This window comes from Mycolicibacterium sp. 624 (assembly GCF_040548615.1).
Taxonomy (GTDB): domain Bacteria; phylum Actinomycetota; class Actinomycetes; order Mycobacteriales; family Mycobacteriaceae; genus Mycobacterium.
Genome location: NZ_JBEPRZ010000009.1, coordinates 169,460 through 185,583, shown reverse-complemented (window position 1 = coordinate 185,583; position 16,124 = coordinate 169,460). Strand labels below are relative to the sequence as shown.

Genomic DNA, 16,124 nt, shown 5'->3' with positions numbered 1-16,124 from the left:
ATGGCCGCCCGACGCACCCGACCCCCGCAACCGATTGCCCCCCACGGCATTCCGGGTCACCTGGTCGAGTTTGTCGAGGCGCTGCGTGGCGTGGGAATTTCCGTCGGACCATCCGAGACCGTGGACGCCGGGCGGGTTATGGCGACTCTGGGTCTGAGCGACCGCAATGTGCTTCGGGAGGGACTCGCGTGCGCCGTGCTGCGCCGTGCGGACCACCGCGAAACCTACGACGCCATGTTCGACCTGTGGTTCCCGCCCGCACTGGGCGCCCGGACGGTGGTGGACGACGACGGCACCGCCGAGGACGACCCCACCGCCCCGCCTGCCCAGGACATCGAGGGTCTGCGCGAGGCGTTGGTCGAGATGCTGGCCAACAACGCCGACCTTGAGAACCTCGACGCACGGCTGGCGGCGATGATCGCCCAGATCGTCGAGTCCCAGGGCCGCTACAACTCCAGCCGGGGGCCGTCCTACTCGTCGTATCAGGCGTTGAAGGCCATGGCTCTGGACGAACTCGAGGGCCGGCTACTGGCCGGGCTGCTAGCGCCGTACGGTGACGCACCGACGCCCACGCAGGAGGAGATCGCCAAGGCGATCGCCGCGAAGCGCATCACGCAGCTGCGCCGGATGGTGGAGGCCGAGACCAAGCGCCGCACCGCCGAGCAACTGGGCCGCGACCACGTCCAGATGTACGGCATTCCGCAGCTGGCCGAGAACGTCGAGTTCCTCCGCGCGTCGGGCGAGCAGCTGGCGCAGATGCGCCGCGTCGTCGCACCGTTGGCGCGCACGCTTGCCACCCGGTTGGCGGCCCGACGGCGGCGCTCCCGCCGTGGTGAGATCGACCTGCGCAAGACCCTGCGCAAGTCGATGTCGACCGGCGGTGTGCCCATCGACGTCGTGCTGAAGAAGCCGCATCCCGCGCGCCCCGAACTGGTGGTGCTGTGTGATGTCTCCGGTTCCGTCGCGGGGTTCAGCAGCTTCACGCTGATGCTGGTCAACGCCCTGCGTCAGCAGTTCTCCAGGGTCCGGGTGTTCGCCTTCATCGACACCACCGACGAGGTGACCGAGATGTTCGGCCCGGAGTCCGACCTCGCTGTCGCCATTCAGCGGATCACCCGCGAATCGGGCGTGTACACCCGCGACGGCCACTCCGACTACGGGCACGCGTTCGTGTCGTTCCTGGACAAGTACCCCAACGTGTTGTCCCCGCGCAGCGCGCTACTGGTCCTCGGCGACGGCCGCAACAACTACCGCAACCCCGAACTCGACCTGCTGGCCCGCATGGTCAGTGCGAGCCGCCACGCGCACTGGCTCAACCCGGAGCCCAAGCACCTGTGGGGCAGCGGTGACTCCGCCGTCCCGCGCTACGAGGGCGTCATCCCCATGCACGAGTGTCGCTCGGCCAAGCAGCTCGCCACGGTGATCGACAAGCTGCTGCCCGTCTAACCTCTGCGTTTCGGCGAGCGCAGGCGGGCCCGGATCACTGCCGTAAGCTGCCTATTCGTGACTCGACGCAGGCTGGGTGTGATGGGTGGGACGTTCGATCCCATCCATCACGGTCACCTCGTCGCGGCCAGCGAGGTCGCCGACCAGTTCGGCCTCGACGAGGTGGTGTTCGTGCCGACGGGTCAGCCGTGGCAGAAGCGGGAGCGCATCGTCACCGAAGCCGAGGACCGCTACCTGATGACCGTGATCGCAACGGCCGCCAACCCGCGCTTCTCGGTCAGCCGCGTCGACATCGACCGCGCAGGCCCCACCTACACCAAGGACACCCTGCGGGACCTCGCGGCGCAGCGTGCTGACACCGACCTGTTCTTCATCACCGGGGCGGACGCGCTGGCATCGATCCTGTCGTGGCAGAACTGGGAGGAACTGTTCTCCCTGGCCCGGTTCGTCGGCGTCAGCCGGCCCGGCTACGAACTCGACGGTGAGCACATCGCAGCGGCAATGAAGGAACTACCGGAGGACGCATTGCAGTTGGTTGAGGTGCCCGCGCTGGCGATCTCGTCGAGTGACTGCCGCGCGCGGGCCGAGTCCGGCAGGCCCATCTGGTATCTGGTTCCCGACGGTGTCGTTCAGTACGTGTCCAAGCGCGGCCTCTACCGATCCCAGTCCCAGGCCCAATCCCAAACCCACGCAGTCCAGGAGCCCCAAACATGAGCGCAGGCGACGAATCCGTACACATGGCGACGGTGGCCGCGCAGGCCGCCTCGTCGAAACTGGCCGACGACATCGTCGTCATTGACGTCTCCGAGCAGCTCTTCATCACCGATCTCTTCGTCATCGCCTCGGCCAATAACGAGCGGCAGGTCAACGCGATCGTCGACGAGGTCGAGGAGAAGATGCGCGTGGCCGGGTACAAGCCCGCCCGCCGTGAGGGCACCCGCGAGGGGAAGTGGGTGCTGCTCGACTACGTCGACATCGTCGTGCACGTCCAGCATCAGGATGAGCGCAACTTCTACGCCCTGGACCGGCTGTGGCGGGACTGCCCGGTGGTGCCGGTGGAACTCGAGGACGGAGCCGACCGAGCCGATGAATCCACGGAGGATTCGCAGTGAGGGTCTGCCACCTGGTGATGCTGCGGCACGGGCAGACCGAGTACAACGCGGGCAGCCGCATGCAGGGTCAGCTCGACACCGAACTGTCCGACCTGGGGCGCGCCCAGGCGGTATCGGCTGCCGAGGTGCTGGCCAAGCGCCAGCCGCTGCTGATCGTCTCGTCGGACCTGCGCCGCGCACTGGACACGGCGACCACGCTCGGGGAACGGGCAGGCGTACCGGTCACGGCTGACACCCGGCTGCGGGAGACACACCTTGGCGACTGGCAGGGCATGACGCACCACGAGGTGGATGCGATCGCTCCCGGTGCCAGGCTGGCGTGGCGCGACGATGCCCGGTGGGCACCGCACGGCGGCGAGAGTCGGGTCGACGTCGCGCGCCGCAGCCTACCGCTCGTCGAGGAACTCGTTGCCGGGCATCGGGAGTGGGGTGTCGATGAGCCCGACCGGCCCGTCGTACTGGTGGCGCACGGCGGTTTGATCGCGGCGCTCACCGGCGCAGTCCTCGGTATCCCGGTGGACAACTGGCCCGTGTTCGGCGGGATGGGCAACGCGAGCTGGGTGCAGCTGTCGGGGCACGGCGAACCCGACGCCGCATTCGGTGACATCCGCTGGCGCCTCGACGTGTGGAACGCCTCGGCGCAGGTGGCCAACGATGTCCTCTGAGGAGTCGTCGGGCACGCCGCGCAGGACACTGCTGGTCTTCTGCGATTCGCTGTCCTACTACGGACCCACCGGCGGGCTGCCGTCGGATGACCCCCGGATCTGGCCCAACATCGTTGCCAGCCAACTTGGTTGGGACCTCGAGTTGATCGGTCGGATCGGTTGGACGTCCCGCGATGTGTGGTGGGCGGCCATCGGCGATCCCCGGGCATGGGCCGCCCTACCGCGGGCCGGCGCGGTGATCTTCGCGACCAGTGGGATGGACTCACTGCCCTCCCCGCTGCCGACCGCCGCCCGCGAGTTCATCCGCTACATCAGGCCATCGTTCCTGCGCCGCTGGGTACGCGACGGTTACGGCTGGGCGCAGCCCCGACTGTCGCCGATCGCCCGACCGGCCCTGCCGCCGCAGCTGACCGTCGACTACCTCGAACAGACCCGTGCGGCCATCGACTTCAACAGGCCCGGCATCCCGTTCGTGGCGTGTGTGCCCTCGGTGCACATCGCCGACACCTACGGGCGGTCGCACCGCTGGCGCGATGCCACGGTTGACGCGATCACGGAATGGGCTGGCGAACACCGTGTTCCGGTGGTCGACCTCAAGGCTGCCGTCGATGAAGAGGTGATGAGCGGGCGGGGCAACCCCGACGGGATTCACTGGAACTTCGAGGCACACCAGGGTGTCGCCGACCTGATGATGAAGGGCCTCGCCGAGGCCGGAGTGACACCGGGCCCCGGCGACTGATCATGGCCGTCGTGGTGGTGACCGACTCATCCTCGCGGCTACGCCCGGATGAGTTGCAGCGGTGGGGGATCCGCCAGGTGCCGTTACACGTGCTGGTGGACGGCGCAGATCTTCTCGACGGTGTCGACGCGGTGCCGAACGACGTGTACGCACGCAGTCACGCCACCACATCTGGGGTGTCGCCGGCGGACCTCGCCGAGGTCTACCGTGCCGCCCTCGCCGACAGCGGTGGTGACGGCGTGGTGGCAGTGCACCTGTCCGCGGCGCTGTCGAGTACTTTCAGCAATGCCAGTGCGGCGGCGCGGGAGTTCGGATCAGCTGTGCGCGTGGTGAACTCGCGGTCGGCAGCGGCGTGCGTCGGCTTCGTCGCCGCCGCGGCGGCGCAATCGGCCATCGCGGGTGCCGACCTCGACACCGTCGAGGCGGCGGCCCGCGCGGCGGTGCCCCGCGGACACGCATTCATCGTCGTGCACCGGCTGGACAACCTGCGCCGCAGCGGGCGGATCGGCGCTGCGGCGTCGTGGCTGGGCACCGCGCTGTCGCTCAAGCCGCTGCTGTGCCTGGACGTCGACGGCAGGCTGGTGCTGTCCCAACGGATTCGCACGGTGTCGAAGGCACACGCGGCCATGGTCGACGCGGTCGCCGAGGTGGTCGGCGAGCGTCGGGCCACGGTCGTCGTGCATCACGTGGACAACCACGACGCGGCCGACGTCATCGGTGCCGCGCTGACCGATCGTCTGCCTCAGATCGAGTCGCTGACGGTGTCGGATATGGGTCCCGTGCTGGCGGTCCACGTCGGCGCGGATGCCGTCGGTGTGTGCGTGACCGTCGACGGGTAACAATGACCGTCGCCTCCGCGCATGCACTCCGAACGTGCCGCCACTGCGAGAAAATGGCGGATTCTTCGCAGTGGCGTCACGTTGGGCGAGCCCTGTTCCTGGCGCTGACCGACCAGCACGCAGCGGTATAGCGAACCTCGCCGTCATGGACGAACTGCTCGTGAGCGGGCCGGATAGCCGCGACTACCCGTGAGCGCGTCTGCTCGTCGCTGCCGTGCAGGATCTGACCGACCGGGCCCATGTGTGTCAGGTAGGGCACCAACTCCTCCTCGGCCAGAGTGCACCCGACGTCGATCGGCGTGATGTCGATGTCGGTCCATCCGGCTGACTCGAGGATGCTGGCGAGACGATCGGCGTCGGCGAACGCGAACGGTCCCTGCAGGCCGGGTCGGCGAAGGGCCAGGGTGGGCAGCAGCGGTGCCGCCGCGCGCTCGGCCGTTGTCATGAAGGGGTTCTCGTCGGGGGACCGCCAAGCGAAGAACTGGAGTTGGGCGTCGGTGCGCGCCGCGCGTCGTAGGTTCGCGAACGCGGCGATGGGGTCGCCGAAGAACATCACGCCGAAACGCGAAACGACAGTGTCGAACGACCCGGCGTCGAATTGGTGTGTTTCGGCGTCGTCGACGACGAAGCGCACCGGCAGCTTGGGACTTCCAGCTCGGCCGCGCGCGACGCCGATCATCGGGTCGGAGATGTCGATCCCCGTGCAGTGACCGCCTCCGGTCAGGTTTCGTGCGACTGCGAGAGTGGTGGCCCCGGTGCCGCACCCGACGTCGAGGACGCGGCCGCCGCCACCGGCTGTCACCGCCTCGACGAGTAGATCCGCGAAGGGCTCGAACGTGCGGTCCAGAATCTGCTGCATCACGATCCATGCCTGTGCCGTACCGCCGTTCCATGCGCGCGCCTGATCCGCCGTCGCCGTGTGCGTCGTCTTCACGATCTCTCCCTCTGCTGATAGGAACTGGTTGGCTTCACGGTTTCAGTTAAAGTCAACTTCAAGTCAAGGGGAGGAGCGAAACGTGGATATCGCCGAAGTGGCGAGACGTTGCGGTGTGCCCGCGTCGACGTTGCGGTTCTACGAGCAGAGGGGACTGATCTCGTCGATCGGCCGACGAGGTCAGCGCCGGCTGTTCGAGTCGAGCGTCGTGGATCAGATGGCGCTCATCGCACTCGGGCGGGCCGCAGGATTCTCACTGGACGAGATCGCCGTGATGCTGATGCCAGATGGACAACCGAGGATCGACAGGAAGACGCTTGCGGCCAAGGCAGACGAACTCGACGCGACGATAGGACATCTCAGCGCCATGCGAGACGGACTACGGCACGCGGCTGAGTGTCCCGCCTCCAGTCACGCCGAATGTCCAACATTCCAGCGCTATCTCAAGGCCGCGGCAGCAGGAGCCCTGGGCGTGCGGAGCGGAGGAAAGCGGAGAGCGGGGGTCAGCCGCGGAAGCGTCCGGTGACCGGGGGCAGGTCCTTGAGCGTGACGATGCCCGGCGGGGCCGCCACCACGGCGGGCACGGCGTTGGTCACCGGCATCGCGGTGTAGATCATGCCCAGCCCCATGAAGCCCGGCTCCGTCCAATCCCGCGGCGGCAGGCAGTGCAGCACCGTGCGCATGTTGGGTGTGCCGAAGACCTGAATCACGTGTCCGTGCTCCAACGGCTTTGGCGGGGTGACGTGATCGCCCATCGTCCAGTTGAATCCGACGCTGACGACGTTCTTGTCGCCGACCCAACCGCGGTGGTAGCCGTAGACGCCGCCGACGGTGCCCTTCGGTATCCGCATGAAGCCCAGGTCGCTGTCGCCGGTGGCCGTGGTGAACTCGACATCGAACGTCAGGCGGTCGAGGTGGGCGCCGATGGCATCGGCCATCATGGCCGCGGACTCGGCGAACACCTCGCTCTCGCGTCGCACACTCTCGGCCAGATTCGGTGTCTCGGGGTCCTGGCCGAAACCCATGGCGGCCTGCGTTCCCTCCGACTCGTACGTCGAGCAGTCGACCGACTCGGTGATGCGGATCTCGTCGACGTTCTCACACGCACCGGAGAGCACCATGCCGACCATGTTCGTCATACCGGGATGCGCGCCGCTGCCGAAGATCGTGGAATTGCCCTCCTGGCAGGCCTTCTCGATCCTGGCCGTGTCCTCCGGTGACTGCTTGCCGCCGGTGATCCAGGCGGCGCTGGAACAGACGTTGACGCCCGCGGCCAGCAGCCGGACGAGCTCGTCGACGTTGGGCCACAACGGGTTATAGCAGCACGCGTCGGGACGCAACGCGATCAGCGCGTCGATGTCGTTGGTGGCAGTAACCCCGGTGGGCTCGGTCCGGCCGGCGAGGACGGCGGCGTCGACGCCGATCTTGTCCGCGCCATGGGCGTACACGCCGACGAGTTCCATGTCATCACGGCCGATGATGGCGTGCAGCGAGCGCTTGCCGATGTTGCCGGTGGTCCACTGGATCACTCGAAGCGGACGGTTAGTGGTCAATCGCGATCCCGCTTCGGCGCTCATACGGCGACTCCTCGTTGTGGTGGTTCAGTAGACACCTTCGGTCAATATGTATACGCGAGGATCCGGTGCGCTGGCATCATCTCTGCGGTGCAAGATCTCCCACCCGCAATCCGCGCGTTCACCTTCACCCCCGACGACGGCGTGCCTCCGAGTGTCGCTCCGTTCGCTCACGCCACCGTCGCGGGCGAGACCCTCTACGTCACCGGGCAGATGCCGACAGACGTGACGGGCACCGTCGTCGGCGCCGACGTGGCGACCCAAACGGATCAGGTGATGCGCAACCTGATGCGGGTCACCGAGCTGTGCGGCGGTCGCTTGAGCGACGTCGTCTCGGTGCGCGCCTACCTGCTCGACTGGGCGGATTACGCGGCCTTCAACGACGCGTACGCGGCCTGGTTCCCGGACCGACTACCGTCGCGGACCTGCGTCGGGGTTACCGGCCTCGCGGTCGGCGCACTGGTCGAGATCGACTGGGTGTGTTGGCGCCCGGGCGGGTGGGCGTAGCCGCGGCGGCAGCAGACGCCAAGCCGGTATCCACAGACCGGTTTTCATCCACAGGGCGGTGCGGCGGCAGCGTCGCCCGGCCTCTCGCGTCGCGTCGCACCCTTACCGTCGCGCCATGCGAACCGAACTGCCCGCAGACAGGGTTGCGCGCCGCCTCAACGGATCCGACGGCGCCGAGGCGTCGCCGGCGGGCGAGTCCTCCGAGGACGAGCAGCCCGACACCTCGCTGGCCAGGTGGCTACCCGAGGGGGCCTCGCGCGGCCATCCGCAGTGGCTGGCGACGATCCGCGCCGATCCCGGCCGCGCCGGTGCCATCGCCCTGGCCGCCGTCGGGGCGATCGCGGTGCTGGTGACGGTCTTCACCGTCACCGGCGACGATCCGCCGCCCGTCGTATCGGCCAATCTCCCTCCGGTACAGATGGTCTCCTCGACGGTCCCGTCCGCACCGTCGGAGCATCAGCCGGTCGTGGTCAGCGTTGTCGGACTGGTCCACCGCCCCGGTTTGGTCACGCTCGAGCCGGGCGCCCGCATCGACGACGCCCTCACCGCGGCAGGCGGGGTGCTCGACGGTGCCGACCTGAGCGGCCTGAACGTGGCGCGCCGACTCTCCGACGGGGAGCAGATCGTCGTCGGCATCGCCGCGCCGCCCGGTGTTCGGACGGCGATGGGCAGCTCCGTCAGCAGCCCGGCCGAGCAGTCCGCGCCCCCGACCAGCGCCACGGACAGGCCCACGGCGGGTCCGGTGAACCTGAACACCGCAACGGTCGAGGAACTCGACGCCCTTCCGGGAGTCGGACCCGTCACCGCCGCGGCGATCATCGCCTTCCGCGACGCCAATGGCAGCTTCACCGACGTCGAACAGCTCGGTGACGTCGACGGTATCGGCCCGGCGCGGCTGGAGAAGCTGCGCGACCTGGTTCATGTGTGAGCACCACCGGGTCCGACCTGCGGTTGGTCCCGGCAGCGTTGACCAGCTGGGCGGTCACGGCATCGGGAATCGTGTGGGGTCCGGCCGTGACGATGAGTGTCCTGATCGTCGCGACCGCGCTGACCGCGTTGACCATGCGGATGAGCCGCGATCCCGGGTCGGCGACGCTGACCTGGCCCGCCGTACTGGCGGTCACCGCCGCCGGCGCGATGTTCGCGCTGTCGGTGGCCCTGCGGGTGGCCGACGCGGAGCATCATCCCGTCATCGCCCGGCTGGGCGACACCGTTGCGGTGACGATCGCCCCGACCGAGACACCGCGCGTCGTGGCGGGCGGTCGGCTGATGTTTCGAGCCAAGCTGCTCGCCATCGGTGATCATCGGCAGTCCGGTCGGGTCCTGGTGTTCGCGTCGGTGAGCGGCTACGGCGATCTGACGGTGGGCCGCCCGGCGGCGTTTCGCGCGCGCGTCGGAAGGCCCATTCGCCGTGATCTGACGGTGGCGGTGTTGTCGGCTACCGGTGAACCGCGGGTGGGGGAGGCGGGGCCGCTGTATCGCGTGGCCGCGGACGTCCGAGCCGACTTCGGGGCGGCCGCCCGCGCCGCGCTGCCCGCCAGCCAGGCGGCGATGCTGCCTGCACTGGTGCTGGGCGACACGGCCGCATTGTCGCGCGACACCGTCGAGGACTTCCGGGTTGCCGGGCTGACGCATCTGACCGCGGTCTCGGGTGCCAATGTCACCATCGTGTGTGGTGCGGTCCTGTTGTCCGCGGCGCTGGTGGGTCCGCGCGTCGCGGTGAGCCTGGCGGCGTTGGCATTCATCGCGTTCGTGATCGTGGTGCAACCCTCTGCCAGCGTGCTGCGGGCATCGAGCATGGCCGCGATCACGTTGTTGGCCTTGGTGTCCCGCCGCCGGCGCCAGGCGATACCCGCGCTCGCGGCCACCGTCATCGCCGTGCTGATCGGATGGCCCGAGATGGCCGTCGATGTCGGCTTCGCGTTGTCGGTCTCGGCGACGGCGGCACTGGTCGTCATCGCACCGGCATGGTCGGAGCGCCTCGTCCAACGGCGGTGGCCCAAACCGCTGGCCGATGCGGTCTGCGTCGCGGTGGCGGCCCACCTGGTCACGGCGCCGCTCGTCGCGGGGATATCGGGGTCGTTCAGCGTGGTAGCGGTCGCAGCCAACCTCGCAGTGGCCGTGGTCATCCCGCCGATCACGGTGCTGGGCACCGGTGCGGCGGCGTTGGCGTCCGCGGCGCCCGACCTCGCGGGCCTGGTGATCAGGTTCACCGGGCCCGCCCTGTGGTGGCTGCTGCGGGTCGCCGACGTGGCGGCCGCGGCGCCCGGCGCGGCGGTGCCCGTCCCGTCGGGTGCGGCCGGGGTGCTGTGCGTGACACTGGCGGGTGTCGCGGCCGTGGTGCTGTGGCGGTGGCGGTGGGGCCGAATCGTGCTCGGCGCGTGCTTGGTCTGCGTGGTTGCGTGGACGTCGGCGGGACGTGACACGATCTTCGGGTGAGCCAACTGCACCTCGTTCTCGGTGATGAAGATCTGCTCGTCGAACGTGCGGTGGCCGCCGTTCTGCGTTCAACGCGTGAGGAAGCCGGCACGTCTGACATCCCGGTGGACCGCATGCGCGCGGGCGAGGTGAGCACCAACGAACTCGCCGAGCTGCTCAGCCCGTCGCTTTTCGCCGACGAGCGGGTCGTGGTCCTCGAGGCAGCGGGCGAGGCAGGCAAGGACGCGGTCGCGCTCATCGGTTCCGCGGCGGCGGACCTGCCGCCGGGCACCGTGCTCGTCGTCATTCACTCCGGTGGCGGGCGCGCGAAGGCGCTGGCCGACCAGTTGAAGAAACTCGGGGCCGACGTGCATCCGTGCGCGAAGATCACCAAGCCCGGCGATCGGGCCGATTTCGTCCGTAACGAGTTTCGTGCCCTCAAGGTGAAGGTTGGCGACGATGCGGTGAACGCGATGCTCGACGCCGTCGGATCCGATATCCGCGAACTCGCGGCGGCGTGCTCACAACTCGTTGCGGACACCGGCGCCGACGTGACTCCCGCGGCTGTGCGGCGCTACCACAGCGGCAAGGCCGAGGTGAAGGGCTTCGACATCGCCGACAAGGCGGTCACCGGGGATATCGAGGGTGCGGCGGAGGCGCTGCGCTGGGCCATGATGGGCGGCGAGCCGCAGGTGGTTCTTGCCGACGCGCTGGCCGAGGCGGTCCATGCCATCGCCCGCGTGGCACCGCTGTCCGGTGACCCCTACCGGCTGGCCGGAGAACTGGGCATGCCGCCGTGGCGGGTGCAGAAGGTGCAGAAGCAGGCTCGTCGCTGGTCGCGTGATTCCGTGGCGGAGGCGATGCGGCTGGTGGCCACGCTCAATGCAGACGTCAAGGGCGCAGCGGCTAGTGCCGACTACGCCCTCGAGACTGCGGTTCGCAGAGTGGCCGAACTCGCGGCCAGGGGATAACTCAGAGCTTGTTCAGCGCGAGCGCCAGAGCCGACTTCTTGTTGGCGGCCTGGTTCTTGTGAATGACACCCTTGCTGGCGGCCTTGTCGAGCTTGCGGCTGGTGGCGGCGAGCAACTCGGCTGCCTTGTCCTTCTCGCCGGCGTCGATGGCCTCACGGAAGCCGCGGACAGCCGTGCGAAGAGCCGACTTCACCGACTGGTTGCGCAAACGCGCGCGCTCGTTGGTGAGGATGCGCTTCTGCTGCGACTTGATATTGGCCACGCGTGTCGTTCCTTCTTAAGGTCGGCTTGGGTTTACCAAAGTGTTTCTGGGGCGCCCGAACGCGGGCAGCGAGTGTTCAGATTACCAGCGGAGGGGGTGAATCCCCAAAGTGACGCCTCTGGCCTGCCGAAACGTCGTTATTGGTGCAGCATGTCAGGGTGAGCCCGCGAACAGTGCCCGTCGAACCGTCGCGAACGGCGCCCAGCAAGTCATCGGTTAGCAAGTCATCGGTTGGCAAGTCATCGCGTGGCAAGTCCTCGAAACGCCATGACGGGATCTTCGGGGGTTACAACAGCGTAGGGGGCTACGCCAGGGCGTTCGACGAGATGTTCGACGCCGCGGGCAACGTGCGGGGACCCTACAAGGGCATCCTGGCCGAACTCGCGCCGTCGGATGCCTCCGAACTCGCCGCCCGCTCAGAGGCGCTTGGCCGCGCCTTCGTCGATCAGGGCATCACGTTCTCGCTGTCGGGTCAGGAGCGGCCGTTCCCGCTCGACCTGGTGCCGAGGGTCATCTCGGCCGCTGAGTGGTCGAGGTTGGAGAAGGGCATCAAACAGCGCGTCAAGGCGCTTGAGCTGTACCTGGACGATATCTACGGCGAGCAGGAGATAGTGCGCGACGGTGTCATCCCGCGCCGGTTGATCACATCGTGTGAGCACTTTCATCGAGAGGCCGTCGGCATCGTCCCGCCCAATGGTGTGCGCATCCACGTGGCGGGTATCGACCTGGTGCGCGACGCCCAGGGCAGCTTCCGGGTGCTGGAGGACAACCTGCGCTCGCCGTCGGGTGTCTCCTATGTGATGGAGAACCGCCGGACCATGGCGCGGGTCTTCCCGAATCTGTTCGCCACGCACCGCGTCCGTGCGGTCGGGGACTACGCCTCGCATCTGCTGCGCGCCCTGCGCAATGCGGCGGCGTCCAATGAGGCCGACCCGACCGTGGTGGTGCTCACCCCGGGCGTCTACAACTCGGCCTACTTCGAGCACTCGCTGCTCGCCCGCCAGATGGGTGTCGAACTGGTCGAGGGCCGCGACCTGTTCTGCCGGGACAACACCGTCTACATGCGGACCACCGAGGGTGAGCGTCAGGTCGACGTCATCTATCGCCGAATCGACGACGAGTTCTTGGACCCGATGCACTTCAAACCCGACTCCGTGCTCGGCGTGGCCGGGATCCTCAACGCGGCCCGCGCGGGAAACGTGGTCATCTCGAGCGCGGTGGGCAACGGTGTCGGCGACGACAAACTGGTCTACACCTACGTGCCGACGATCATCGAGTACTACCTCGGGGAGAAGCCGCTGCTGGCCAACGTCGACACCTTCCGGTGCTGGCTGGACGATGAGCGCGAGGAGGTGCTCGACCGCGTCGATGAGCTGGTCATCAAGCCCGTCGAGGGCTCCGGCGGGTACGGCATTGTGTTCGGCCCCGACGCGTCGGAGAAGGAACTGGCCACGATCTGCAAGAAGATCCGGGCCGATCCGCGCGGCTGGATCGCTCAGCCGGTGGTGCAGCTGTCCACCGTCCCCACCCAGATCGACGACAAGCTGGCGCCGCGGCACGTGGATCTGCGTCCGTTTGCGGTCAATGACGGTGACGACGTGTGGGTGCTGCCCGGCGGGTTGACCCGGGTGGCACTTCCGGAGGGCTCGCTGGTGGTGAACTCCAGCCAGGGCGGCGGGTCCAAGGACACCTGGGTGCTGGCCTCGCGCACGTCGGCCGCCGACCGCGAGCTGGCGGCTGCCGAGGTCGTTCGGTCGCTGCCGAAGAACGCCAAGGGGCCGACGGTGGAGAAGGACGCTGACACCATGAGCCAGCAGCAACAGCAACAGCAGCAGCAACAGAGCAGCGGGAGGCACTGATGCTGGCGCGCAACGCGGAATCGCTGTACTGGATCGGACGCTACGTCGAGCGAGCCGATGACACCGCCCGCATCCTCGACGTCACCGTCCATCAACTTCTGGAGGACTCCAGCGTTGACCCCGACCAGGCATCGCGGACACTGCTGCGGGTGCTGGGCATCGAGGCCCCGAAGATCGCGTTGGACGTGTGGTCGCTGACCGACCTGGTGGCCTTCAGCCGGGACACCGACGGCGGCTGCTCGATCGTCGAGGCGATCTCCGCGGCACGTGAGAATGCCCGTGGCGCACGGGAAGTCACGTCGACCGAGATCTGGGAGTGCCTCAACACCACCTACAACGCGCTGGCCGAACGCGAACGCGCCGCGAAACGCCTCGGACCGCACGAGTTCCTGTCCTACGTCGAGGGCAGGGCGGCGATGTTCGCCGGGTTGGCCGACTCCACGCTGTCCCGCGACGACGGGTACCGCTTCATGGTGCTGGGCCGCGCGATCGAACGTGTCGACATGACGGTGCGCCTGCTGCTGTCCCGTGTCGGCGACAGCGCGTCCTCACCGGCGTGGGCGACGGTGCTGCGCTCGGCCGGCGCGCACGACACCTATCTGCGCACCTACCGCGGTGTGCTCGACGCAGGCAGAGTCGTCGAGTTCATGTTGCTGGACCGGCTTTTCCCGCGGTCGGTCATGTACTCGCTGCGGCTGGCCGAGCACAGCCTCGAGGAACTGCGCCACAGCGCGCTCAATCGGGTCGGCGCCACCGCCGAGACGCAACGGCTTTTGGGTCGGGCGCGCAGCGAGTTGGAGTTTCTGCGGCCGGGAGTCCTGCTGGAGTCCCTCGAGGAGCGGTTGGCGGGCCTGCAGGAGACCTGCCACGAGGTCGGAGAGGCGCTGGCGGTGGAGTACTTCCACTCCGCGCCGTGGGTGGCGTGGACCGATGCGGGGCGCAATGCCTCGGTCGTGATCGAGGAGGGTGAGGTCTGATGTGGCGCATGCGTGTCATCCACGCCACGGGCTACGCCTACAAGTCACCGGTGACCGCGTCGTTCAACGAGGTTCGGCTCACGCCTCGGTCGGACTCGCGGCAGAACGTCATCCTCAACCGCATCGAGACGGTGCCCGCCACCAGGTCCTACCGGTACGTCGACTACTGGGGGACCGCTGTCACGGCCTTCGATCTGCACGCCCCCCACACCGAACTCGAGGTGACGGCGTCATCGGTGGTCGAAACCGACACGGAGGAGATGCCCGAGACGACGGTCACCTGGGAGGAATTGAAGTCCGGGGCGGTCATCGACCGGTTCGACGAGGTGCTCACGGCCAGGCACTACACGCCTGCGAGCGGTCGCATCGCTCGGGTCGGGCAGCGGATCGCCAAGGAGCACGACCCCGCCGAGGCTGTCATCGAGGCCGCCAACTGGGTGCACGGTGAGCTCGACTACGTGCCAGGGACCACCGGCGTGCACTCCTCGGGTCTTGACGCGTTGCGGGAGGGCAAGGGCGTCTGCCAGGACTTCGCGCACCTCACGTTGATCCTGTTGCGCAGCATGGGGATCCCCGCTCGATATGTGTCTGGTTATCTGCATCCGCACAAGGAGGCCGTCGTGGGTGACACCATCGACGGTCAGAGCCATGCCTGGGTGCAGGCGTGGACGGGCGGATGGTGGAACTTCGACCCCACCAACGACGCCGCGATCAACGAGCAGTACGTCAGCGTCGGTGTCGGCCGTGACTACGCCGATGTCAGCCCGTTGAAGGGCATCTACTCCGGTGAGGGTTCGACCGATCTGGACGTCGTCGTCGAGATCACCCGCCTGGCCTAGCCGCGTCGGCGCCGTCGATCTTGTGTCCACAGACGCCGGGGTGCACGTCCACTCGCAGCAGGTCGTCGCCGAGTTCGATCTGGCGACTGAACGTGGTGGCGGCCAGTGCGCGCCACTCCTCCTCCTGGCCCGGTGCGATGCCGGGCACGTAGTGAGTGAGGATCAGGATGCCGACGCCCGCCCGCGTGGCGGTTGCGCCTGCCTCCTCGACTGAGGAGTGGTAGTCGCAGATGTCGCGGATCCGCTGCGCGGGCATCAGGGCGATGAGTTCCTTGCGAATCACGGTGTGCACCAACGCACCCGCGCCTGCGGCCAGCTCGTCCAGGCTCTCGCACGGCACCGTGTCCCCGGCTAGAACCACCGACGCGCCCGCATGCTCCACCCGGAAGGCCACGGTCGGGGCCACGGGCCGATGGTCGGTCGGGGCGGCGCGGATCAGCACGTCGCCCTGCTCCCACACGACACCCTCGGTGTACTCGAGGACCTCCACCTGCGGTGGACCCGTGAGATCTGGATGGTGGGCCAGGCGATAGCCGATATCGTGCCCGAACGCCTTCAGCGTGGCATCGACGACCTCCGCGGTGCCGGGTGGCCCGATGATGGGCAGTGGCGGGGCATCTGGGGTGAACGTCATCACCCATCGGGTGATGAGGAGGTCGCCGAGGTCGGCGATGTGATCGCTGTGCAGGTGAGTCAGCAGCAGTGCGGTCAGGGCGGGGGCGCTGCTGCCCGCCGCCGCGAGGCGCTGCTGGACGCCACGTCCGCAGTCGACCAGGAAGGTCTGCTCGCCGGCGCGAATCAGCGTGGCCGGTCCTGCTCGGTTCGCGTCGGGTACGGGGCTGCCGGTGCCGAGCAGCGTCACGTCGATCATGGGCACAGGTATACCGCCCAGGGTCGGGCGCCGGACGGTTATGCGAGTTCGTTGGGGCTTTCCTCGCGCTGAGATCCGACCTAGCCTGGTGTGAGCCAGGTCACCTAGGAG

General features: G+C 68.2%; 18 protein-coding genes. 14 read left to right on the top strand and 4 right to left on the bottom strand.

Translation table 11 applies throughout. The features are described from left to right. Genes ABIA65_RS29360 through ABIA65_RS29335 form a run of 6 tightly spaced genes read left to right on the top strand, consistent with a single transcriptional unit; the run spans window position 1 to window position 4,801 of the window. The gene (locus ABIA65_RS29360) at window positions 1-1,446 is read left to right on the top strand and encodes a vWA domain-containing protein (RefSeq protein ID WP_354525755.1); all 1,446 of its coding nucleotides are present in this window, start codon (window positions 1-3) and stop codon (window positions 1,444-1,446) included. A gap of 57 nt (window positions 1,447-1,503) precedes the next feature. Then, window positions 1,504-2,160: a nicotinate-nucleotide adenylyltransferase gene (gene nadD / locus ABIA65_RS29355; protein ID WP_354525754.1), complete on the top strand. Its 657-nt coding sequence runs from the start codon at window positions 1,504-1,506 to the stop codon at window positions 2,158-2,160. Next, entirely contained in the window at window positions 2,157-2,558 is a 402-nt protein-coding gene (gene rsfS, locus ABIA65_RS29350; protein WP_241404400.1) for a ribosome silencing factor, read from the top strand. Before nadD ends, rsfS begins: the two co-directional genes overlap by 4 nt. Next, window positions 2,555-3,223: a glucosyl-3-phosphoglycerate phosphatase gene (gpgP, locus tag ABIA65_RS29345; protein ID WP_241404401.1), complete on the top strand. Its 669-nt coding sequence runs from the start codon at window positions 2,555-2,557 to the stop codon at window positions 3,221-3,223. The genes rsfS and gpgP overlap by 4 nt, the downstream gene beginning before the upstream one ends. Then, window positions 3,213-3,962 (top strand): diglucosylglycerate octanoyltransferase, encoded by a 750-nt coding sequence (octT, locus tag ABIA65_RS29340; RefSeq protein ID WP_241404402.1) that lies wholly within the window; start codon window positions 3,213-3,215, stop codon window positions 3,960-3,962. The genes gpgP and octT overlap by 11 nt, the downstream gene beginning before the upstream one ends. Window positions 3,963-3,964: 2 nt before the next feature. Then, on the top strand, window positions 3,965-4,801 hold the full coding sequence (locus ABIA65_RS29335) for a DegV family protein (protein ID WP_241404403.1): 837 nt from the start codon (window positions 3,965-3,967) through the stop codon (window positions 4,799-4,801). Between the two features lie 76 nt (window positions 4,802-4,877). Here the strand turns inward: ABIA65_RS29335 and ABIA65_RS29330 are convergent, their stop codons facing one another. Then, window positions 4,878-5,735 carry a class I SAM-dependent methyltransferase gene (locus ABIA65_RS29330; protein WP_354525753.1) on the bottom strand — a complete coding sequence of 286 codons (858 nt, stop codon included), beginning with the start codon at window positions 5,733-5,735 and terminating at the stop codon, window positions 4,878-4,880. An 82-nt stretch (window positions 5,736-5,817) separates the two neighbouring features. On the opposite strand from ABIA65_RS29330, the gene ABIA65_RS29325 reads away from it, so the two are divergent. Continuing rightward, window positions 5,818-6,261, top strand: a complete 444-nt coding sequence (locus ABIA65_RS29325; protein ID WP_241404405.1) for a helix-turn-helix domain-containing protein — start codon at window positions 5,818-5,820, stop codon at window positions 6,259-6,261. Here the strand turns inward: ABIA65_RS29325 and ABIA65_RS29320 are convergent. Beyond that, complete coding sequence (locus ABIA65_RS29320; protein ID WP_354525752.1) at window positions 6,239-7,312, bottom strand: NAD(P)H-dependent amine dehydrogenase family protein; 1,074 nt, start codon at window positions 7,310-7,312, stop codon at window positions 6,239-6,241. The genes ABIA65_RS29325 and ABIA65_RS29320 overlap by 23 nt on opposite strands. An 87-nt stretch (window positions 7,313-7,399) precedes the next feature. Between ABIA65_RS29320 and ABIA65_RS29315 the strand changes: the two genes are divergently transcribed. The 4 genes from ABIA65_RS29315 to holA all read left to right on the top strand — a co-directional run bounded on the left by ABIA65_RS29315 (window position 7,400) and on the right by holA (window position 11,205). Then, a complete protein-coding gene (locus tag ABIA65_RS29315) occupies window positions 7,400-7,816 on the top strand; it encodes a RidA family protein (protein WP_354525751.1) in 417 nt (138 codons plus the stop codon). Between the two features lie 115 nt (window positions 7,817-7,931). After that, window positions 7,932-8,744 carry a ComEA family DNA-binding protein gene (locus ABIA65_RS29310; protein WP_354525750.1) on the top strand — a complete coding sequence of 271 codons (813 nt, stop codon included), beginning with the start codon at window positions 7,932-7,934 and terminating at the stop codon, window positions 8,742-8,744. Then, window positions 8,741-10,255: a ComEC/Rec2 family competence protein gene (locus ABIA65_RS29305; protein ID WP_354525749.1), complete on the top strand. Its 1,515-nt coding sequence runs from the start codon at window positions 8,741-8,743 to the stop codon at window positions 10,253-10,255. The genes ABIA65_RS29310 and ABIA65_RS29305 overlap by 4 nt, the downstream gene beginning before the upstream one ends. Further along, the gene (holA, locus tag ABIA65_RS29300; RefSeq protein WP_241404410.1) at window positions 10,252-11,205 is read left to right on the top strand and encodes a DNA polymerase III subunit delta; all 954 of its coding nucleotides are present in this window, start codon (window positions 10,252-10,254) and stop codon (window positions 11,203-11,205) included. The genes ABIA65_RS29305 and holA overlap by 4 nt, the downstream gene beginning before the upstream one ends. Before the next feature lies 1 nt (window position 11,206). Here holA and rpsT read toward each other — a convergent pair whose 3' ends face one another. After that, the gene (rpsT, locus tag ABIA65_RS29295) at window positions 11,207-11,467 is read right to left on the bottom strand and encodes a 30S ribosomal protein S20 (protein ID WP_241404411.1); all 261 of its coding nucleotides are present in this window, start codon (window positions 11,465-11,467) and stop codon (window positions 11,207-11,209) included. Window positions 11,468-11,625: 158 nt separating this feature from the next. Here rpsT and ABIA65_RS29290 point away from each other — a divergent pair, with 158 nt between their 5' ends. Genes ABIA65_RS29290 through ABIA65_RS29280 form a run of 3 tightly spaced genes read left to right on the top strand, consistent with a single transcriptional unit; the run spans window position 11,626 to window position 15,142 of the window. Further along, entirely contained in the window at window positions 11,626-13,326 is a 1,701-nt protein-coding gene (locus ABIA65_RS29290) for a circularly permuted type 2 ATP-grasp protein (protein WP_502919633.1), read from the top strand. Then, window positions 13,326-14,303 (top strand): alpha-E domain-containing protein, encoded by a 978-nt coding sequence (locus ABIA65_RS29285; protein WP_241404412.1) that lies wholly within the window; start codon window positions 13,326-13,328, stop codon window positions 14,301-14,303. Before ABIA65_RS29290 ends, ABIA65_RS29285 begins: the two co-directional genes overlap by 1 nt. Continuing rightward, complete coding sequence (locus ABIA65_RS29280; protein WP_241404413.1) at window positions 14,303-15,142, top strand: transglutaminase family protein; 840 nt, start codon at window positions 14,303-14,305, stop codon at window positions 15,140-15,142. Before ABIA65_RS29285 ends, ABIA65_RS29280 begins: the two co-directional genes overlap by 1 nt. Here ABIA65_RS29280 and ABIA65_RS29275 read toward each other — a convergent pair. Next, complete coding sequence (locus tag ABIA65_RS29275) at window positions 15,126-16,013, bottom strand: ribonuclease Z (protein WP_241404414.1); 888 nt, start codon at window positions 16,011-16,013, stop codon at window positions 15,126-15,128. The two genes, ABIA65_RS29280 and ABIA65_RS29275, sit on opposite strands and share 17 nt — an antisense overlap. Between the last annotated feature and the right edge of the window lie 111 nt (window positions 16,014-16,124).

Excerpts from the sequence above, each read along its gene's own strand:
- ABIA65_RS29360 (WP_354525755.1), top strand. The coding sequence starts at position 1 with ATGGCCGCCCGACGCACCCGACCCCCGCAACCGATTGCCCCCCACGGC.
- rsfS (WP_241404400.1), top strand. The coding sequence starts at position 2,157 with ATGAGCGCAGGCGACGAATCCGTACACATGGCGACGGTGGCCGCGCAG.
- octT (WP_241404402.1), top strand. The coding sequence starts at position 3,213 with ATGTCCTCTGAGGAGTCGTCGGGCACGCCGCGCAGGACACTGCTGGTC.
- ABIA65_RS29335 (WP_241404403.1), top strand. The coding sequence starts at position 3,965 with ATGGCCGTCGTGGTGGTGACCGACTCATCCTCGCGGCTACGCCCGGAT.
- ABIA65_RS29320 (WP_354525752.1), bottom strand. The coding sequence starts at position 7,312 with ATGAGCGCCGAAGCGGGATCGCGATTGACCACTAACCGTCCGCTTCGA.
- ABIA65_RS29310 (WP_354525750.1), top strand. The coding sequence starts at position 7,932 with ATGCGAACCGAACTGCCCGCAGACAGGGTTGCGCGCCGCCTCAACGGA.
- ABIA65_RS29285 (WP_241404412.1), top strand. The coding sequence starts at position 13,326 with ATGCTGGCGCGCAACGCGGAATCGCTGTACTGGATCGGACGCTACGTC.
- ABIA65_RS29280 (WP_241404413.1), top strand. The coding sequence starts at position 14,303 with ATGTGGCGCATGCGTGTCATCCACGCCACGGGCTACGCCTACAAGTCA.
- ABIA65_RS29275 (WP_241404414.1), bottom strand. The coding sequence starts at position 16,013 with ATGATCGACGTGACGCTGCTCGGCACCGGCAGCCCCGTACCCGACGCG.